We start from the raw sequence: 18,910 nt of genomic DNA, 5'->3' as shown, positions 1-18,910 counted from the left end.
AATGAGAACGCACGCGCGCTGATATCCATGATGGCCCGGAGCAAATGCTCCAATCAAAGGCCGGATACATTGATGCAAGACCACTCACCACCTGATCGACGAACCTCTTGCTACGCACGGCCGGACCATACATTGGGTCACAAGCCGGCATCGACCCAGAGCGCTGGAACGTCTGCTAAGGGGCTAAACGGCGACATGCGGCCTGTGGAGTCGGCACCGCTCCACGCCGGGTAGCGGCCAGCTCAAAGCTCGGAGACCAATTCCACCAAGATCTGACGCAGCCACGCATGAGATGGATCGTGATCGTAGGAAGCGTGCCAGAGCAGTGAAACAGCTACGTCCTGCAAATCCACCGGAGGCTGGCTCAGGCTAAGCTTGAGTTCTGTGGCGAACAACCGAGCGAGCCGCGCGTGCATTGTCACGACGACAGGTGCGCGTGCCACCAAGGCAGGGACAGTGAGGAAGCGAGGCGTGGTCAGGACAACCGTCCGCCGCAATCCCAGTTTCTCAAGGGCGTCGTCTACCACGCCGCGCACAGTCCGGCCCGGCCGCAGGCTCGTGAGAACATGAGGTAACCGCACATAATCTTCGAGCGAGATTTGGGCGTCGGTGATGCCCGTTATCTCCGCGTTGAACATGCACAGATAGCTCTCGTTGAACAGCAGACGCCGCTTGTGGTGGATCTGGCCCTGAGGAAAGACGTCATAGCCAATAGCGAGGTCCAGTTCGTCGGCATCGAGATCATCCAGAAGTCTCGACGAGTCGATGTTGTAGAGGCGCAGATGGACGCCAGGCGCAACCTTGCGCAGGCGTGCGAGGAGAGCGGGAAGGACCAGGATTTCCATGCTGTCTGGGAGTCCGAACCTGAAGGTCCGCTCTGCCGTCGCTGGATCGAATGCGTCGTCGCGTGAGACAATCGTTTGGATTTGAGACAGCGTAGCCCGCACCGGCTCTACCAGCATCACTGCACGAGGAGTGAGGCGCAAGCCGTCGGGCCCGCGCGTCAGAAGCTCGTCGCCGAACAGGTCACGCAGGCGGGCGAGATTGTGGCTCATCGCCGACTGACCAATGCCCACGCGGCCCGCAGCTCGCGTGACGCTACGTTCGCGAAGCAAGGCATCGAGGTGAACCAGTAGGTTTAGGTCGAGATGGCTTAGATTGACGGCATCGATACCCATCATCGATCCAATCTGTTTGATCAATGAGCATAGGCCGTCCATCTTATGTGGCAAGGGAACGGAGGGCGTGGCCCACCGCCCAGCTAAAGGAGATCAACATGTCAATCCGCAGTGGCCTTTTGGCCGCCACACTAGCCTTAGCCACCTTTGGAACCGCTCATGCAGATAGCCTCAGGCCAATTCAGGCAAAGAGCATCGATCTCGGCGGGGTGTCCGGCGTCGCCTACTACACCGTTGAGCGCGATGGGTTCCATGTCGTGACGACCCTTGCTCAGGGCGAGACGGGAACGCCAATCCGCGTAGTCTCTGTTCTTGCGCCAGGCCAAAGCGTTGTTCTCTCAACGTCCCAGCAGCCACGTGCGCTTGAAATCAGCCGGGCGGGCAACGAAGTGTTGGTCCGCAAGGCGGCGCCCGTCACGAACTAAGGTTCGAGCCTAGCGGGCGCGGTAATTTTCGGCGCCCGCTCTAACCCCGGAAGGCGTCAGGCGGCCCTTACGCCGGCGATGGTGAAGCGCACCAGCAGGTGATAGCTCGCCAGCATCGGCGTCGGACCCGGTGGTGAGATCAGCCGAGAGTCTTGCGACGTTCCGCGTCGACTTGAGCCCGCCATTGCTTGACGAGATCGCGCCGGCGACCGGGATAGCGTTCCGTCCTGAGCTTGATCTTTTCTATCCGATCCGCCCGGAATGAGCGGAAGTCTTTCCTCATTTCGCACCAGCCGGCAATGATGCGCCGGGAATCGAAAAAGCCGACGCCAATTGGCCAGATGATCCGCGTGGTCTTCGCGCCTTGCGGGTCGCGATACACAATGGAAAGCTTGTGTTGGTCGCGCATGGCTTGCCGCACGACGCGAAGGTCGACGGCTTCGGGTTGCTTCGGCCTGCGCCCTACGTGAAAGGCACTGTCGTCCAGCTTGTGTTGCAGCTCCGAGGGAAGGACCGCGCCAATTTTAGCGAGCGCGTCACGCGCCGCCAGCGCGAACTCGTCATCGGTCTGGCGAGATACCCATTGGGCGCCCAGCGCCAAGGCTTGGATTTCCTGTTCCGAGAACATCAGGGGAGGAAGGAGGAAGCCGGGTTGCAAGACATAGCCAAAGCCAGGCTCACCGTCGATTTGTGCGCCCAAGCCCTGCAAGTCGGCGATGTCGCGATAAATCGTTCGCAACGACACACCCGCCTCAGCCGCAAGGTCGTTGCCCGACACCGGGGTGCGGTGCCGCCGCAAGATCTGCATGAGGTCGAATAATCGTTGGCTCTTCGACATAGACCAAGTCTAGCACGACTCCTGCCAAAAAATGGCAGTAGGCATCGCGGGCCACGGGCGGCGGGGCTTTACTGGCCCAGACGGCATTTACATCGCTACCAGAGCCTTTCCGGCGAGCTTGTGCCCGGCTTCAAGCGCAGCGATGAGCGGGATCGCATCGTTCAGACGCACGGTCTCAGCAACTGGCAAGCGCAGCTTTCCATTCGCCGAAGCGACGGCAAGGCCGTCAAGGATATCAGCCCGCGCGGTGCAGACGATCGGCTTGAGTTTCCGGTTGAAGATCGCACGGATGAACTTGATTGGCGCTGGATTGATATCGAGATACACGCCCCCTTCGCGAAGCAGGCCAACCCCGGCGGCAACTGCCATCGTTCCCGCCGAGTCATACACTACGTCGAAGCGTTCACGGATCTTCGACAGATCGGTGGCCCGATAATCGAAGAGAGGCAGGACGTCCAAGTCACGGGCTCGCTGCATCGCCTGCGCACTGCATGTCCCCGCGACGGTCGCCCCGAACATCTTTGCGAGCTGCACCGTGGCCTCGCCGACAGCGCCGGTGCAGCCGTTGATGAACACCTGGCCGCCGGATTTCAGGGCAGCCTTGTCCACGAGGCCGTTCCATGCGGTGACCCCCGGCGTAGCCAGGCAAGCCGCGTCCTCGAACGAGACTGAATCCGGCCTCCTGGCGACGAAGGTTTGGGGAGCGATGACGGCTTCGCCAAGCGCGCCACCATGCTTTATCTGCGACATGCCGAATACGGGATCGCCAATTTTGAAGCGCGTGACACCAGCGCCGACAGCGGTCACGACGCCGGAAAAATCGCTGCCCATGGCGCGCGGAAATTTCTTCCCCGTCACCATTTTGAGATAGCCATTGCGCACCTTCCAATCGATGGGATTGATGGCGGCGAACTTGACCTTGACCGCGACTTCGCCGGTCCCCGGAGCCTTCAGCTCGAAGGCTTCGAGCTTCATCGTTTCAGGGCCGCCGTAGCTGTAATATTGAATCCGTTTCATGGTCGATCGTGCCTTAGTGCGGTTGGACGGTCGCCGTGTAGGCGGCGAACGGAGTCGCGTCGTAGATCACTTCGGTCGACGCGATCTTGCCGTTCTTCACCTTGAGGAGTTCCGCGACGACGGCGTTGGCAACCGGATGGGTGTCCGCGCTGTAAACGACGACAGCCTGATCATCGTCGCCGTAGACGGCGAGAACCGTGACCTTCTTGATCATGCGGGCGAAACCCTCGTGGAATTCGCGAAACTTCTGCATGCCGGCGATCCGCCCGCGTGGCGACGTGCAAACAACGTCGTCCGCCGACACGGAAGTAATCGTATCCACGCTCCTGCTGGCGATGGCCTCGATGTAGGTCTTGGCGATCTGCAGCGCCTGGCCGTTGCTCTGGGTTTTCATCGTCTTCCTTTCAGTAAAAATGCCCTGAAAGAAGACCTAGCGCAGGCCAGTGACAGATTCTGGCAGTAGGAAATCGGCGCAGCCGAAGGCGCCTTCGCGCCGCGAGCGGCCTGCCTCCCCTATCCTGTCCACTGCCCCGAACCTCGCGCTCCGCCAACCTTCATTTGAATGATGACGAGACAATTGGTCGCAACCACTTTCCACCGAAAGACCTGAATGAGGTCAGGAGAGATGAGCACCTGTCCAGCATGCGGCAGTGGATCAACTGCCAAACTGTTTGAAGTGACCGCAGATCAGGCCTCTCGATCCTTCGTCAGTCCGCGCCAGTATCCGGATCGCTCTCGAAAGTTAATAAGCCACCTGTCGCTGCTCTGGGGCTGCGACACCTGCGATATCCGCAAATGTGCCGATTGCGGATTCGGTTTTGCAGATCCGTTCGTCGCGGGTGGCGCCGAGTTCTATAACCTGGCCGCGCCGCACCCTTCCTATCCAACCATGAAATGGGAGTATGCGAGGACGATCGAGGAGCTGAACGGCCTCGGCACGGCCGGAAAAACGGCGATCGATGTCGGGGCCGGGTTTGGCTATTTTCTCGATCACATCAAGGACAAACTCTTTCACGCGTCCGATATTTACGCGGTCGATTACAACGAAGCAGCGCAACAGGCCTTGCGTTCGAAAGGCTACAAGACCTTTTCGGTCGACCTTCGGGAGGATGGCTTCACTCCGATGAAGGAGGCCTTCGACATCATCTTCATGTTTCAGGTGTTCGAGCACATGGACCGGGTGGATGACGTCTTCGCGCGGTTGAAATACCTTCTCAAGGCGCAAGGCTCTGTCTTCATCGCCGTGCCGAATGATATCCGAACGCACTACATGGAGGGCCACGGATCGCTCATCGACATGCCGCCGAACCACATTGGCCGCTGGACGAAGGAAGCGTTTGACGCGGTATGTCGGCGACACGGCCTGCAATTGAGCATTTGCGAGCGGGAGCCATTCAACCTCCTGAAGTTTCTCAGGGAAGACATCGTGGACAGCTTTTTGCGCAGGGCCGAGAAACCGGGCAGCGTCAGTGAGTTCGTGCGCGGCCTGCCGCGAAGCAAAGCGCAGCGGATTGGGCAGGCCGTGATCGCACTTGCGCTTGCACCATTACGCTTGCCGGCATGGGCCTACGCGGCCAGGAACTCCTCGACGCTCGGCAGTGCGCTCTGGGTGAAGATCGACAAAGGCGCGTGACGAGCGGCCACGGTCGAACGGGCCGCTCGCCGCCGCAGCGCCTGCTGACTCATCACCTGCTCTTCGGTCTGATGGCGTCAACAGTTCCCTGTATAAAGGCCTGGAGTTTCCCGACGTCCCCTTCCGTCAACTTGCCGCTGAAATCCGGCATGCCCTGGTCGCGGAATGGACCGTGGAAGAGGATATGCCTCAGATTGGTGATCTCTTCGGCGCTGGCGTAGCCGAGATTGATGATGTTGCCGCCGCGGCCGACGCCAGGCACGCCGTGGCAGGCGACGCAGGCTGCCGCGACATAGATCTCGCCGCCTTCCCTGATGTCCTTCGGATCATACTTCACGCCCTGCAGCAGACCTTCGGTCTGATATTTGACGAACGCTGGCAGCTTCGCCGTGCCGCCGAGTGCGTATGTGTAGATCGTTCCCGGGTTCTGGTACTCGGTCGCGCGGTGCGTCAGGCCGTAGGATCCGCCCCAGCCGACAGCAATCGAGATGTATTGCCTGTCGTCGACCATGTAGGTTGCGGCGGCCGCCACCGCGCCGGTGCCGGTCGGCATTTCCCACAGCTTGGTTCCGTTTGCCGCATCATAAGCGACGAAGCGGCCATCCGCCGTCCCCTGGAAAACCAGGTTGCCGGCGGTGGTCAGCGTCCCGCCGTTCCACGGCGACACGTGCTCGACGCGCCAGACCTCCTTTTGATGCACCGGATCCCAGGCTAGCAGACGTCCGAATGGGGCCGACTTCGGAGGGTTGAAAACGAAACCGATATTCCCGCCCAGCAAGCCGCCGAGCTTGCCCGGCGCAGCAGCATTCTGCACGAACGACTTTTCCGGCGACAGATTGACCGGGATGTGCTGCGCGGGAAGGTAGACGAGGCCGGTCAGCGGATTGAACGACATCGGCTGCCAATTGTGAGCCCCGTCCGGTCCCGGAATCGACTCGTATTGATCTGCGTCGCGCGCCGCCGGCAGCTCGATCGGCCGTCCGTTGGCGTCGTATCCCGTCGCCCAATTCACATCGACAAAATTCTTCGCCGAGATGAACTTGCCGTTGGTGCGATCGATGACGAAGAAGAAGCCGTTTTTCGGCGCGTGCAGGATCACCTTGCGCGGCACATCGTCGATCTTGATGTCGGCCAGGATCATCGGCTGGGTCGATGTATAGTCCCAATTGTCGCCGGGCGTCTCCTGATAGTGCCAGACATACCGGCCCGTGTCGGCGTTGAGCGCGACGATCGAGCCCAGATAGAGATTGTCGCCACCCGACGGACTTCGAAGCTTGCGATTCCAGGGACCGCCGTTTCCCGTGCCGACATAGACCATGTTCAGATCGGGATCGAACGTGATCGAGTCCCATGGCGCGCCACCGCCGCCGTTGATCCAATACTTCCCTGAGGGATCCCAGGTCTTCGCCGCGGCTTCCATCGAAGCGTCTTCAAATGGCTTCGATGGATCGCCGGGCACGGTGAACCAGCGCCAGAGTTGCTTGCCCGTCTCGCTGTCGTACGCCGTGACATAGCCGCGCACACCATACTCGGCACCGCTCTGGCCGATCACGACCTTGCCGTTGAAGACCCGCGGCGCGCCGGTGATCGTGTAGGAATGCTCGTGATCGATCAGCGTGTCCGTTTCCCAGAGCTTGGCTCCGGTCGCGGCATCGAGCGCGATCAGGCGCCCGTCATAGGCGGCTTCGAAGACCTTGCCCTTGTAGAGTGCGAGGCCACGGCTGACAGCGTCGCAGCACCCGCGATAGGTCTTCGACCGGTCAACACCCGGATCGAACGACCAGATTTTTGTCCCGGTCCGCGCGTCAATGGCATGGACCACGTTCCAGGGTGCCGACTGATACATGATGCCGTCGACGACGAGAGGCGTTGCCTCGATGCCGCGCGATGATTCCAGATTGTAACTCCAGACGAGCCCGATATCCCTGACGTTGTCAGTGTTGATCTGATTGAGCTTGCTGAACCGCGTTTCGGCGTAGTCGAGGCCGACGGTCGGCCAATCCCTGGATCTCTTCGTATTGGCTTCAATGAAGGCGCTGTCGACTCTCGAGATATTCGCCTTGATGCGGTCCGGCTTCGCGTCGGTCCCGGTCTGCGCCCATGCACTGGAAGGGAGGGAAAGACCCAGGAGAGCAGGAAAAAGAACAAGAACGGCACTGATCTCCCGGAAGGCAATCTGAATCCTGGACCGATTGCGCGACTTTTTTTCAGGCCATTGGCACTCTGTGTTGGATCGTCCCATGCCTCACCTTCCTCCGTGCATGTCGAGACCACGATGCGCGCGCATGCCTGCGCCCGCTTCCGTTGATATGAAGTCTCAAACCTGCCTCGACGGTGCTACTGAAGCATTTCAGTCCTGACATGCCCGATTGCAGTTGTAAGAAAGCGTCCTGCTTGGCCCACCGGCCCACGGCCGTCATCGGCGGAAATCTTTCAACCCTCGGCAGTCGGGATCGGGCGTTTCGACTAGCATTTGGCGGCGTGCGAGCATCGGGACGGAATGTCCGTCCTTGAAAGGACATCGCGAACGCCAATCGGACCGGAGTCATCTATGCGATCAGCGACCTTGCCGCCGCCGAGATCATCACCAGCCCGCCGGCGATCACCGCCACATCCAGGATTGCGGTGTGGATATGCACCGGCATCCGCTCGACGAAGGCCTTTGCCAGAAACGCGCCGGGGATCGCAATCGCGCCGATCAGCAGCGCGAAGGCGAGCACCTGTGCGGTGACGGCGCCGGCCAGCCCGAACACCGAGATCTTGATGAGGCCGGTGCCGAGCGAGATCATCGCGTCGGTCGCGATCACGGCGGCGCCTTCGAGACCTGCGGCCATCAGCAGCGAGAGCAGGATCACGCCGGAGCCGGAGGTGCCGCCGACCAGCACGCCATAGCCGACCGAGCCGGCCGCAAGGCCGGTGTCGCCGATCCTGACCTGGCGGCGGCGGAGCACGCGGCGCAGCGGCACGCTGAGGATCAGCATGGAGCCGATCACGAGCGCGGCGCCCGCATTGGTCAGCCGCGTGTAGCCGTAGGCGCCGAGCGCGGTCGTCAGCGCCGCACAGGCGAGCACGATCAGCGCGCGGCGGCGGTCGGCATAGCGCAGATAGGCGAGCGCACGGCTCGAATTGGTGAAGATCGCGGAGATCGCGATGATCGGCACCACGGGCTCGGCGCCGACCAGCGGCACCAGCACGAGCGGCATCAGCGCGCCGGTGCCGTAGCCGGCGAGACCACCGATGATCGAAGCAAACAACGCCATCAACGCGACCAGCAGGAGCTGAAGGATCGAGATGTCGGCGAAGCCTGAGACGATGGTCACGTTCTCTCATCGCGGCTGACGCGTGCCGCTGCTTGATCGGCGATGGAAGCGAGCGCGGCTTCCTCTAGGGGAAAATCCGCCGCAAGCCAAGCGTCCTCGGCAAGCGTCAGCACATGCCCGAGCGCGGGTCCTTCCGCCATGCCGCGGGCGATGAAGTCGGCGGCGCGAAGCGGAAATTTCGGCGCAGTCCAGCGCTGCGGCAGCTCGGCGAGCGCGCGCCAGCGCGACGATCCGACGTCGCCGCCGGCCCGCGCCCAGCCAAGCAACACGCGATCGTGATAGCGCTCCGCGCCGAGCCGGTAGAGCAACCGCCGCGCATTGGCTTCGTCCTTGGTGGCGAAGCGCCACCAGCGGTGCCCCATCGAATCCAGCGCCTTGCTTTCTACATTGGAGAGCCGCAAGCGCGTGGCGACCCGCTTGGCATCTTCGGTCACGGCGACCGTCAGCGCGGCGAGCCGCCGCGTGCTGCTTGCCGGCAAGCCAAGCTCGCCCTCGATCGCGATCATGGCCGACAGCGGCCCGGTATAGACGACGCCTCCGCTCAGCGCTTGCAGCAACCCGCCATCCGCCATCGCGACCGCGGCGTCGGAGGCACCGTGAGCGACCAGCAGCTTCAGCATCTCCATGCGCACCCGCTCGGCCGACAGGCTCGCAAGACCCGCGCGGCCGCGGATGCAGGCGAGATAGCCGTCGCGGTCGGGCTCGCCGGCGCCGAAGGCGGCGTGGATGCGGAAGAAGCGCAGGATGCGTAGATAGTCCTCGGCGATGCGCTGGTCGGGATCGCCGATGAAGCGCACGCGCCGCGCGGCCGCATCCGCGATCCCGCCGACATAGTCGTAGACGACGCCCATCGCATCGGCCGAAAGTCCATTCATGGTGAAGTCGCGGCGCTCGGCGTCCTTCACCCAGTCGCGGCCGAACGCGACCTTGGCCTTGCGGCCGAAGGTCTCGGTGTCCTCGCGCAGCGTCGTGACTTCGTAAGGCGTGCCGTCGATGACCAGCGTGATGGTGCCGTGGTCGATGCCGGTCGGCACGCTCTTGATGCCGGCAGCCTTGGCGCGCCGCATCACCTCGTCGGGCCGCGCCGTGGTCGCGATGTCGATGTCGCCGGGCACGAGACCGAGCAACGCATTGCGCACGGCGCCGCCGACCACGCGCGCTTCCTCGCCGTTGCCATTGAGCAGCGTCAGGACGCGCGCCGTCCCGCCGGAGGTCAGCCAGGGCGCATTGGCGAGTAACGGCTCTGCGCTCATGGTCCAGCCCCTATTTTTCCACGCCCGGCACGAGCCTGCCGTTCTCGATATGGGCGGGAACGTAGGTCGAATCCGGTGCGGCGCCGGAGAAATGCGCGAAGCCGATCAGCCCCGCGATGACAAGCACGAGCGCGGCCAGGACCAGGCGCGCGACGACGGTGACCGGCCAGGACGATCGCGCGAACAGGCCGGAGCGGGTGGCGGCCAGGAACAGCGCATAGACGGCAAAGGGGATGAGGAAGATTCCGATCTCGGTCAGAACCGGCCGGATCATGATGAGTAGATCCGCTCATACAGCACACGCAACATTCCGGCCGTCGCACCCCAGATGTAGCGTTCCGCGAACGGCATCGCGTAGTAGAACCGCTCCATGCCGCGGAATTCCTTGCTGTGCACCTGGTGGTTCACCGGGTTCATCAGGAAGGATAGCGGTACCTCGAAGGCATCATCAACCTCCGAATGGTTGATGGCGAGCTCGAAGCCGGGCCGCACCTTGGCGACCGTGGGCAGGATGCGGAAGCCGAAAGCGGTGCCATAGAGATCGAGGTAGCCGATCGGCTCGACGAAGTCTCTGGACAGGCCGACCTCCTCCTCGGCCTCGCGCAAAGCCGCATCGAGCGGCGAGGCGTCGATCGCGTCGATCTTGCCGCCGGGGAAGGCGATCTGGCCGGCGTGGTCGTTGAGATGCGCCGAGCGCTGCGTCAGCAGGATGGTCGGCTCGGGACGGTCGACCACGGCGATCAGGACCGCAGCCGGCCGCACCGGCTGCTCGCGCGCGACGATCTCGAGCATCTTGTCGGTGCCGGGATCGCCCGAGGCGGGGATGACGTTCGGATCGTAGAGGCCGGGCGGCACGTCGAAGCCGAGCCTCGCCCTGGATCGGGCGAAGAAATCGGCCGCGCCGATCACGACCGGACCGCTCTTCAGGATAGGCTTGTTCAAAGTGCGGCCCTCACCTGCTCCGCGTCGGCCATGGCGAAGAATTCGCCGGCCGACTCGACGCCGAACATCGGCTGGCCATCGACCATCCGCTCCTCACCCATGTCAACCAGATCGTAGTAGAGCGCGCGGGTGACCTTGGCCCAGAGATCGGCGCGGACATGCAGGTATGGCGTCAGCCCGCCCTCCCTGGCCTGCTCGAAGCGCAGCCGGTGCGCGGCATCGCAGGTGACCCAGTCGTCGACATTGGTGCGGAAGCGGAGCACGCGATGGTTGTCCTCGCCGTCCTTCTGCATCTCGACCGCCATGAACGGCGCGTCGTCGACGCGGATGCCGACCTTCTCCACGGGCGTGACGAGGAAATGCTTGTCGCCCTCGCGCTTCAGGACGGTCGAGAACAGGCGGACCAGGGCATGTCGTCCGATCGGCGTGCCCATGTAGAACCAAGTACCGTCGGACGCGATTCGGATGTCGAGATCGCCGCAAAACGGCGGATTCCACAGATGCACCGGCGGCAGGCCCTTCGTGGCGCCTTCGGCATTGGCGGCACTTTTGGCGGCGGCAGTCAGCCCCTCAAGACCTCGATCGGCGCTCTGCCCTTGGTTCGCCATGGTTTGCCCTGACTTTGTCTGTTGGCACGATTGGTGCAGGTTTTACGTTGTACCCGGGTGCGCGGTTCCACACCGGATTAACCCGGTGTGGAGGTCGCCACTTCGTGATGCCCTACATATCCCTAAGCCGATAAGGTGGGGATAGGTTAATTCAACGAATACATGGCCTTCCTGCAAGTCTAGCATAGGGCCCATGTGCGACTTGTGATGATCTGACGACGCAAGCGGGCCGCGTGGCGGACTTAAGGAGCTGACGGATGGCGGAAAGTGTCGAGAAACTGGAAGACGGAATCGTCCGTTCGGCCGAGCAGGTGTCGAGCCAGATTCGCGCGGCGAAAGACGCAATCGCGTCCGTCATCTTCGGCCAGGATCGGGTGATCGAGAACACGCTCGTCACCATCCTCTCCGGCGGTCATGCGTTGCTGATCGGCGTGCCCGGCCTTGCCAAGACCAAGCTGGTCGAGACGCTCGGCATCACGCTGGGTCTCGACGCCAAGCGCATCCAGTTCACGCCCGATTTGATGCCGTCGGATATTCTCGGTGCCGAAGTGCTCGACGAGAGCACCGCCGGCAAGCGCTCCTTCCGCTTCATCTCCGGTCCCGTGTTCGCGCAGCTGCTGATGGCCGACGAGATCAACCGCGCCAGCCCGCGCACGCAGTCGGCGCTGCTCCAGGCGATGCAGGAGCAGCACATCACCGTCGCCGGCGCGCGTCACGACCTGCCGAAGCCGTTCCACGTGCTGGCCACGCAAAACCCGCTGGAGCAGGAAGGCACCTATCCGCTGCCGGAAGCCCAGCTCGACCGCTTCCTGATGGAGATCGACGTCGACTATCCCGATCGCGACGCCGAGCGCCGCATCCTGTTCGAGACCACGGGTGCCGAGGAGACGCTGGCGAAGGGATCGATGAACGCAGATGCGCTGATCACCGCGCAGCGGCTGATCCGCCGTCTGCCGGTCGGCGATTCCGTGGTGGAGGCGATCCTGTCGCTGGTCCGCTCGGCCCGTCCGGGCGAGGAGAGCGGCGAGACCGGCAAGTTCATCGCCTGGGGTCCCGGCCCGCGCGCCAGCCAATCCTTGATGCTCGCCGTGCGCGCACGCGCGCTGATCGACGGACGCCTGGCGCCCTCGATCGACGACGTGCTCGACCTCGCCGAGCCCATATTGAAGCACCGCATGGCGCTGACGTTCCAGGCGCGCGCCGAAGGCCGCACGATTCCGGACGTGATCAAACAATTGAAGGCTCGGATCGGTTGATGGCCGCAGACAACGGGCACACAGCGAAGGAGATCATCGCGATCCGACGTGCCGATGGCGAAAGCCGTACGCTCGCCGCTTCGCTGCCGCGCCTGGTGCTCGAAGCCCGCCGTATCGCCGCCAACGTCATCCACGGCCTGCACGGAAGGCGCCGCGCCGGTTCCGGCGAAAATTTCTGGCAATACCGCCGCTTCGTCTCCGGCGAGCCGGCGCAGAACGTCGACTGGCGCCGCTCGGCGCGTGACGACCATCTGTATGTGCGCGAGCTTGAATGGGAAGCCTCGCACACGGTGTGGATCTGGCCCGACCGCTCGCCCTCGATGGCGTTCGCCTCCAAGACCGCGCGCGAATCCAAGCTCGAGCGGACGCTGATCGTTGCCTTCGCGCTGGCCGAGCTGCTGGTCTCGGGCGGCGAACGCGTCGGCATTCCTGGACTGATGGCGCCGACCGCGAGCCGCAGCGTCATCGACAAGATGGCGCAGGCGATGCTGCATGACGATGCCGACCGGCTGAGCCTGCCGCCGTCCTTCGTGCCTTCCGCGCTCGCCGAGATCATCGTGCTGTCGGATTTCTGGTCGCCGATCGCGGAGATCAAATCCACGCTCGCGGGCCTGTCCGGCTCCGGCGCGCATGGCACGATGGTGCAGGTGGTCGATCCCGCCGAAGAGTCATTCCCTTATTCCGGCCGCGTCGAGTTCGTCGAGCCCGAGGGCTTCGGCGTGATCACGGCGGGCCGCGCCGAGACCTGGGCACAGGACTACACCGCGCGGCTCGCGCTGCACCGCGACCAGATCCGCGCCGAGACCAGCAGACTCAACTGGCTGTTCACGACCCATGCGACCGACCGCTCCGCCGCCGAGCTCTTGCTGTTCCTGCATGCCGGCATGCAGGTGAGCAAATCGGGCACCCGCACCACGACGATCAAGGTGGGGCCGGCCGCATGATGGGATTGCCGCTCGCCTTCACCGAACCGCTGCTCCTGATCGGCCTCGTCAGCCTGCCGGTGCTGTGGTGGCTGCTGCGCGTGATGCCGCCGCGGCCGCGCCGCATCGAGTTTCCGCCGACGCGCCTGCTGTTCGACATCGCACCTCGCGAAGAGACGCCCTCACGGACGCCGTGGTGGCTGACCGCGCTGCGGCTCCTGGCTGCGGCCCTCGTCATTTTCGCCGCCGCCGGCCCGATCTGGAATCCGCAGACCGGCGCCGCCGGCAGCAAGGCGCCGCTGATGATCATGTTCGACGACGGCTGGAGCGCCGCATCGCACTGGGATGTCAGGGTCAGGGCCGCCGACGAGCTGATCGCCAATGCCGACAACGACCGCCGCGCCATCGCGCTGGTGCCGCTGTCCGAGCCGAACCGCGACATCACCCTGATGCCGGCGGGTGCGGCGCGGGTCGCATTGCGCCAGCTCGCGCCAAAGCCCTACTCGATCGATCGCGTTGAAACCCTGACCGCCATCGACCGCTTCCTGAAGGCCACCGGCGACTGCGAGATCGCCTGGCTCTCGGATGGCGTCGATACCGGCCGTGGCGAGGATTTCGTGCAGGGCCTTGGCAAGACCATCGGAGATCGCAGCCTGACAGTGTTCGAAGGCGGCACGTCCTCCCCGCTGGCGCTCGTCGCCGCCGAGAACGCCGCCGCCAAGATGACGGTGAAGGTGCTGCGCACCGACAGCGGCATCGCCGTCGGCACCGTGCGCGCGCTGGACCAGAAGTCCTCGCCGATCGGGGAAGCACGTTATTCGTTCGCCCTGCAGGACAAGGAGACCGAAGCCTCGTTCGACCTGCCGGTCGAGCTGCGCAACGACATCACGCGGCTCGAGATATCGGGCGAGCGTTCGGCCGGCGCGGTGCAACTGCTCGACAAGCGGTGGCGCCGCCGCGCCATCGGCATCGTCACCGGCACGACCAGCGAGACCGCGCAGCCGCTGCTGGCGCCGACCTTCTACCTGACCCGTGCGCTGGCGCCGTTCGCCGACGTACGGCTCGCTGACCGGGGCTCGCCGCAGCAGGGCATCACCCAATTCCTCGACCAGAAGCTGCCGATGATCATCCTCGCCGATGTCGGCACCGTCGCTCCTGAAATCCGCGAGCGCCTCAACGCCTGGATCGACCAGGGCGGCGTGCTGGTGCGCTTCGCCGGTCCAAGGCTCGCGCAGGCCGAGGACGATCTCGTGCCGGTCAAGCTGCGCAAGGGCGGCCGCACGCTCGGCGGCAGCCTGACCTGGGAGAAGCCGCAGCATCTCGCCGCCTTCGCGGCGAATGGCCCGTTTGCCGGCGTCGCAGTCCCCAAGGACGTCACCGTGAACCGCCAGGTCCTGGCCGAGCCCGACGCGGTGCTCGCCACCAAGAGCTGGGCCTCGCTGGAGGACGGCACGCCGCTCGTCACCGGCGAGCATCGCGGCAAGGGCCTGGTCAGCCTGTTCCACGTCAGCGCCGACATGCGCTGGTCTGACCTGCCGATGTCGGGCACCTTCGTCGAAATGCTGCGCCGGGTCGTCGACATGTCCGGCTACACCGCCAAGCCCGGGCCCGGAGTCGCGGCCGAGGCGAGCACCGAGACGGTGGCGCCGCTGCACATCCTCGACGGCTTCGGCGCGTTCGGTCCGCCGCCGGCCACCGCAAAGCCGCTGCCCGCGGATTATCGCGACCGCGCTACGCCTGATCATCCGCCCGGCTTCTATGGTCCGGCAGAAGGACCGCTCGCCGTGAACACGCTCGCAGCTTCCGACCGCATCGCAGCGCTGAACACCGCGGGCCTGCGCGCCCGGCACGCGACCTACACCAATGCCGAGCCGCGCGACCTGCGCGGCTGGCTGCTGTCGACGGCGCTCGCGCTGTTCCTGATCGACGCCATCATCGTCGCGGTGCTCGGCGGCGGGATCGCCGCGCTGCTGCGCCGGCGCGCCGCGACAGCCATGATCGTCGTCGGGCTGGCGCTTGCAGGCCTCATGTCGCTTGCGCCCGCGCCGTCGCGCGCCGATGGCGCCTCCGACGAGTTCGCCATGAAGGCAGTGTCGCAAACCCGCCTCGCCTATGTCGTCACCGGCAATGCCGACGTCGATTCCATCGTCAAGGCCGGCATGTCCGGTCTGACGCAATTCCTGGCGCAGCGCACCGCGCTGGAGGCCGGCGATCCCGTCGGCATCGATCCCGGACGCGACGAGCTCGCCTTCTTCCCGCTGATCTATTGGCCGATCGTGCCGGGCGCGCCCAAGCCGCCGCAGGATGCCATCAACAAGATCGACGCCTACATGAAGCAGGGTGGCACCGTGCTGTTCGACACCCGCGACGCGATCGAGGCGCCGCCCGGCGAGAACGGCGCCGCACAGACCCCGGGCATGCAGACGCTGCGCGAGATCCTGTCGTCGCTCGACGTGCCCGAGCTCGAACCGGTGCCGCGCGAGCACGTTCTGACCAAGACTTTTTATCTGCTGCGCGACTTCCCGGGCCGTTTCAGCACCGGCCAGACCTGGGTCGAGGCCTTGCCGCGCGATGAGGACGACGACAGCGCGCAGCGGCCGGCCCGCGGCGGCGACGGCGTCTCGCCCATCATCATCACCTCGAACGATCTGGCCGGCGCCTGGGCGCAGCGGCTCGACGGTCAGTTCATGCTGCCGATGTCCGGCGGCGACGCCCGCCAGCGCGAATTCGCCTACCGCGCCGGCGCCAACATCGTGATGTACACCCTGACCGGCAACTACAAGGCCGACCAGGTGCACGCACCGGCCCTGATCGAACGGCTGGGGCAATAGGATCGACATGAATTACGGCATTGCGTTCACGCCGCTTGTTCCCACGATCGTCCTGTGGCTCGCGCTCGCCGCGATCGTCGTCGTTGCGCTCGTGCTGCTGGTGGCGCGTGCGCGCGGTGCAGCCGTGCGCGTGGCCGCGCTGGCGCTGTTCCTGCTGGCGCTCGCCAATCCCTCCTTCACCCGCGAGGACCGCGATCCCCTCACCTCGGTCGCCGCCGTCGTCGTCGACAAGAGCCCGAGCCAGAATTTCGGCAACCGCAATCGCGAGGCCGCGCAAGCTCAGGAAGCGCTGGTCGACAGCCTGAAGAAGATCAAGGGCCTCGAGGTCCGCGTCGTCGACGCCGGACAGGCCGATGGCGAGACCGACGGCACAAAACTGTTCGGGGCGCTGGCCACCGCGCTGTCGGACGTGCCGGTCGACCGCGTCGCCGGCGCGTTCCTGATCACCGACGGCCGGGTCCACGACATCCCGGCCAATACCGCCGGGCTCGGCTTCCAGGCGCCGGTGCACGCGCTGATCACCGGGCAGAAGGACGAGCGCGACCGCCGCATTGCGATCACGGCCGCGCCGCGCTTCGGCATCGTCGGACAGACCCAGACCATTACCTACCGCCTCGACGACCAGGGCGTCACCGGCGAGCGCGCCAAGGTCACGATCCGCAGGGACGGCGAGGTCCTGGGCGAGCGCACGCTGGGAAGCGGCCAGAGCGCGAGTGTCGACGTCGACATCAAGCATGCCGGCCCCAACATCGTCGAGATCGAGGCCTCGCCGCTCGAGAAAGAGCTGACGCCGGTGAACAACCGCGCCGTCGTCGCCATCGACGGCGTGCGCGACAAGCTGCGCGTGCTGCTGGTCTCGGGCGAGCCGCATTCCGGCGAGCGCACCTGGCGCAACCTGCTGAAGTCCGACGCCAGCGTCGACCTCGTGCACTTCACCATTCTGCGTCCGCCGGAGAAGCAGGACGGCACGCCGATCAACGAGCTGTCGCTGATCGCGTTTCCGACCCGCGAGCTGTTCCAGCAGAAGATCAACGAATTCCAGCTGATCATCTTCGACCGCTATGCCCGCCAGGGCGTGCTGCCGATCGCCTATTTCGACAACATCGCGCGCTATGTCCGCGCGGGCGGCGCGGTGCTGGTCTCGGCCGGCCCCGACTATGCCTCCAACACCAGCATCTGGCGCACGCCGCTGGATTCGGTGCTGCCGGCAGAACCGGTCGGCGTGACGGAAAAGCCGTTCTATGCGCATCTGTCGGAGATCGGAAAACGCCATCCGGTCACGCGCGGCCTCGAAGGCTCCGCGAGCGAACCGCCGCGCTGGAGCCGCTTCTTCCGCACCGTCGACACCCGCAATGCGGTCAACCCGCCGGTGATGACGGGCGTCGACGGCAAGCCGCTCCTGTTCCTCTCGCGCTTCGGCGAGGGCCGCGTCGCGCTCTTGCTCTCCGACCATATCTGGCTGTGGGCGCGCGGCTATGAAGGCGGCGGCCCGCATCTCGACCTGCTGCGGCGGATGTCGCACTGGCTGATGAAGCAGCCGGACCTCGATGAAGAGGCGCTGCGCCTCCAGGTGCAGGGCAAGGACCTCGTCGTGGTGCGCCAGACCATGTCGGACAGCGTCCAGCCGGTCAGCGTGACCTCGCCGTCCGGCGTATCGCAGGACCTGACGCTCGCGCCTGCCGATCCCGGCGAGTGGCGCGCCAGCCTGCCGGCCAGCGAGCTCGGCCTGTGGCAGGCGACCGACGGCACGCTGAAGGCGCTGATCAATGTCGGTCCGACCAATCCGAAGGAGTTTTCGGAAGTCACCTCGACGACCGAAACCCTGAAGCCGCTGACGCAGGCGACCGGCGGCAATGCCGTGCGCGTGGTCGACGGCACCAGCGTCGAGCTGCCGCGCATCGTGCCGGTGCGTTCGGCGAGCGTCTTCGCCGGAGATGGCTGGATGGGCGTGCGGATGCGCGACGCCAGCGTCGTGAAGGGCGTCGGCGTGCTGCCGATCTTCGCCGGCCTGATCGGCCTGCTGCTGCTGCTCGGCGCGTTTGCCGCGACCTGGGTCCGCGAAGGGCGCTAGTTGCCTGAACGACACATCGCGCGGCCACCCGCGCGAGATCGTCTGACTTCCGTTGACATAAGCTGACCGTTCCTGCGATGTTACATTATAACATCGCAGGAAGCCGAGGGGATCGGCGCCTCGCGATGTGGGGTGGCTTTTCCAGATGAAGTGGTTCCGGTCGAATATCAGGCACGGCGCTCGGCTCGCGTTGTTCGCGATGCTGGTGCAGTTCGCGTTGACGTTCGGCCACAGCCATTGGTTCGCCCAGGCCGCTCCCCTCGCACAGTCCTCGCTCCAGCAGACCGACAGCGGCAAGAGCATCGCTTCGAATGACCGCGCCGCGGTCCAGAAGCAATCGCCCGCCGGCCCCGACCGGGAGCAGCCGGGCGAGGACAATTGCGCGATCTGCGCCGTGGTCGCGATGGCGGGTACCGTCGTATCCGCGACGCCGCCTGTGCTCCTGCTGCCGCAGGCGATCGAGCTGCTTCAGCTCACCACCGATGCCGAATTCGTCCATCTGAAATCGGCCGGCACGGCGTTCCAGCCCCGCGCCCCTCCCGCGTCCTGACTCCAGACATCACTTGATCACGCCCGGCTCGCCGCTTTCAGGCGAACGCACGGGAGAAGTTGAAG

General features: G+C 64.8%; 17 protein-coding genes. 7 read left to right on the top strand and 10 right to left on the bottom strand.

Annotated features, from left to right (window positions below):
* Window positions 1-242: 242 nt before the first annotated feature.
* Complete coding sequence (locus tag CT676_RS39645) at window positions 243-1,178, bottom strand: LysR family transcriptional regulator (protein WP_135216926.1); 936 nt, start codon at window positions 1,176-1,178, stop codon at window positions 243-245.
* A 98-nt stretch (window positions 1,179-1,276) separates the two neighbouring features.
* Between CT676_RS39645 and CT676_RS39640 the strand changes: the two genes are divergently transcribed.
* Window positions 1,277-1,603 carry a hypothetical protein gene (locus tag CT676_RS39640; protein WP_135216923.1) on the top strand — a complete coding sequence of 109 codons (327 nt, stop codon included), beginning with the start codon at window positions 1,277-1,279 and terminating at the stop codon, window positions 1,601-1,603.
* A gap of 139 nt (window positions 1,604-1,742) precedes the next feature.
* Here the strand turns inward: CT676_RS39640 and CT676_RS39635 are convergent, their stop codons facing one another.
* The 3 genes from CT676_RS39635 to CT676_RS39625 form a co-directional block, all read right to left on the bottom strand.
* Window positions 1,743-2,441, bottom strand: a complete 699-nt coding sequence (locus tag CT676_RS39635; RefSeq protein WP_085402513.1) for a YafY family protein — start codon at window positions 2,439-2,441, stop codon at window positions 1,743-1,745.
* Window positions 2,442-2,528: 87 nt separating this feature from the next.
* The gene (locus tag CT676_RS39630; RefSeq protein WP_135216922.1) at window positions 2,529-3,458 is read right to left on the bottom strand and encodes an NAD(P)-dependent alcohol dehydrogenase; all 930 of its coding nucleotides are present in this window, start codon (window positions 3,456-3,458) and stop codon (window positions 2,529-2,531) included.
* A gap of 13 nt (window positions 3,459-3,471) precedes the next feature.
* Entirely contained in the window at window positions 3,472-3,852 is a 381-nt protein-coding gene (locus tag CT676_RS39625; protein ID WP_085402511.1) for a nuclear transport factor 2 family protein, read from the bottom strand.
* A 231-nt stretch (window positions 3,853-4,083) separates the two neighbouring features.
* Between CT676_RS39625 and CT676_RS39620 the strand changes: the two genes are divergently transcribed.
* Window positions 4,084-5,091, top strand: coding sequence for a class I SAM-dependent methyltransferase (locus CT676_RS39620; protein ID WP_167768313.1), 1,008 nt, complete (start codon window positions 4,084-4,086; stop codon window positions 5,089-5,091).
* A 52-nt stretch (window positions 5,092-5,143) separates the two neighbouring features.
* On the opposite strand, the gene CT676_RS39615 is transcribed toward CT676_RS39620, so the two are convergent.
* From CT676_RS39615 to CT676_RS39590, 6 genes are all read right to left on the bottom strand, one after another.
* Entirely contained in the window at window positions 5,144-7,333 is a 2,190-nt protein-coding gene (locus CT676_RS39615; protein ID WP_135216920.1) for a PQQ-dependent dehydrogenase, methanol/ethanol family, read from the bottom strand.
* Window positions 7,334-7,640: 307 nt separating this feature from the next.
* Complete coding sequence (locus tag CT676_RS39610; RefSeq protein WP_135216919.1) at window positions 7,641-8,411, bottom strand: sulfite exporter TauE/SafE family protein; 771 nt, start codon at window positions 8,409-8,411, stop codon at window positions 7,641-7,643.
* Window positions 8,408-9,664 carry a CCA tRNA nucleotidyltransferase gene (locus CT676_RS39605; RefSeq protein ID WP_135216918.1) on the bottom strand — a complete coding sequence of 419 codons (1,257 nt, stop codon included), beginning with the start codon at window positions 9,662-9,664 and terminating at the stop codon, window positions 8,408-8,410. Before CT676_RS39605 ends, CT676_RS39610 begins: the two co-directional genes overlap by 4 nt.
* Before the next feature lie 10 nt (window positions 9,665-9,674).
* Window positions 9,675-9,938 carry a DUF6111 family protein gene (locus tag CT676_RS39600; protein WP_014497409.1) on the bottom strand — a complete coding sequence of 88 codons (264 nt, stop codon included), beginning with the start codon at window positions 9,936-9,938 and terminating at the stop codon, window positions 9,675-9,677.
* Window positions 9,935-10,606, bottom strand: coding sequence for a CoA pyrophosphatase (locus CT676_RS39595; RefSeq protein WP_135216917.1), 672 nt, complete (start codon window positions 10,604-10,606; stop codon window positions 9,935-9,937). The genes CT676_RS39600 and CT676_RS39595 overlap by 4 nt, the downstream gene beginning before the upstream one ends.
* Window positions 10,603-11,214 (bottom strand): DUF1285 domain-containing protein, encoded by a 612-nt coding sequence (locus CT676_RS39590; RefSeq protein ID WP_135216916.1) that lies wholly within the window; start codon window positions 11,212-11,214, stop codon window positions 10,603-10,605. Before CT676_RS39590 ends, CT676_RS39595 begins: the two co-directional genes overlap by 4 nt.
* 257 nt (window positions 11,215-11,471) lie before the next feature.
* Here CT676_RS39590 and CT676_RS39585 point away from each other — a divergent pair, with 257 nt between their 5' ends.
* The 5 genes from CT676_RS39585 (at window position 11,472) to CT676_RS39565 (ending at window position 18,845) form a co-directional block, all read left to right on the top strand.
* Window positions 11,472-12,470, top strand: a complete 999-nt coding sequence (locus CT676_RS39585; protein WP_071916189.1) for a MoxR family ATPase — start codon at window positions 11,472-11,474, stop codon at window positions 12,468-12,470.
* Window positions 12,470-13,414 (top strand): DUF58 domain-containing protein, encoded by a 945-nt coding sequence (locus CT676_RS39580; protein WP_028148638.1) that lies wholly within the window; start codon window positions 12,470-12,472, stop codon window positions 13,412-13,414. The genes CT676_RS39585 and CT676_RS39580 overlap by 1 nt, the downstream gene beginning before the upstream one ends.
* A complete protein-coding gene (locus CT676_RS39575; protein WP_135216915.1) occupies window positions 13,411-16,224 on the top strand; it encodes a DUF4159 domain-containing protein in 2,814 nt (937 codons plus the stop codon). Before CT676_RS39580 ends, CT676_RS39575 begins: the two co-directional genes overlap by 4 nt.
* A 7-nt stretch (window positions 16,225-16,231) precedes the next feature.
* Window positions 16,232-18,295: a hypothetical protein gene (locus tag CT676_RS39570; protein ID WP_135216914.1), complete on the top strand. Its 2,064-nt coding sequence runs from the start codon at window positions 16,232-16,234 to the stop codon at window positions 18,293-18,295.
* Window positions 18,296-18,440: 145 nt separating this feature from the next.
* Entirely contained in the window at window positions 18,441-18,845 is a 405-nt protein-coding gene (locus CT676_RS39565) for a DUF2946 domain-containing protein (protein ID WP_135216913.1), read from the top strand.
* The last annotated feature ends 65 nt before the right edge of the window (window positions 18,846-18,910 follow it).

The organism is Bradyrhizobium sp. MOS001 (assembly GCF_004634465.1).
Classification (GTDB): Bacteria; Pseudomonadota; Alphaproteobacteria; order Rhizobiales; family Xanthobacteraceae; genus Bradyrhizobium; species Bradyrhizobium barranii.
The sequence above is the reverse complement of the archived record's forward strand: the minus strand, read 5'-3'. Positions and strand labels throughout refer to the sequence as shown.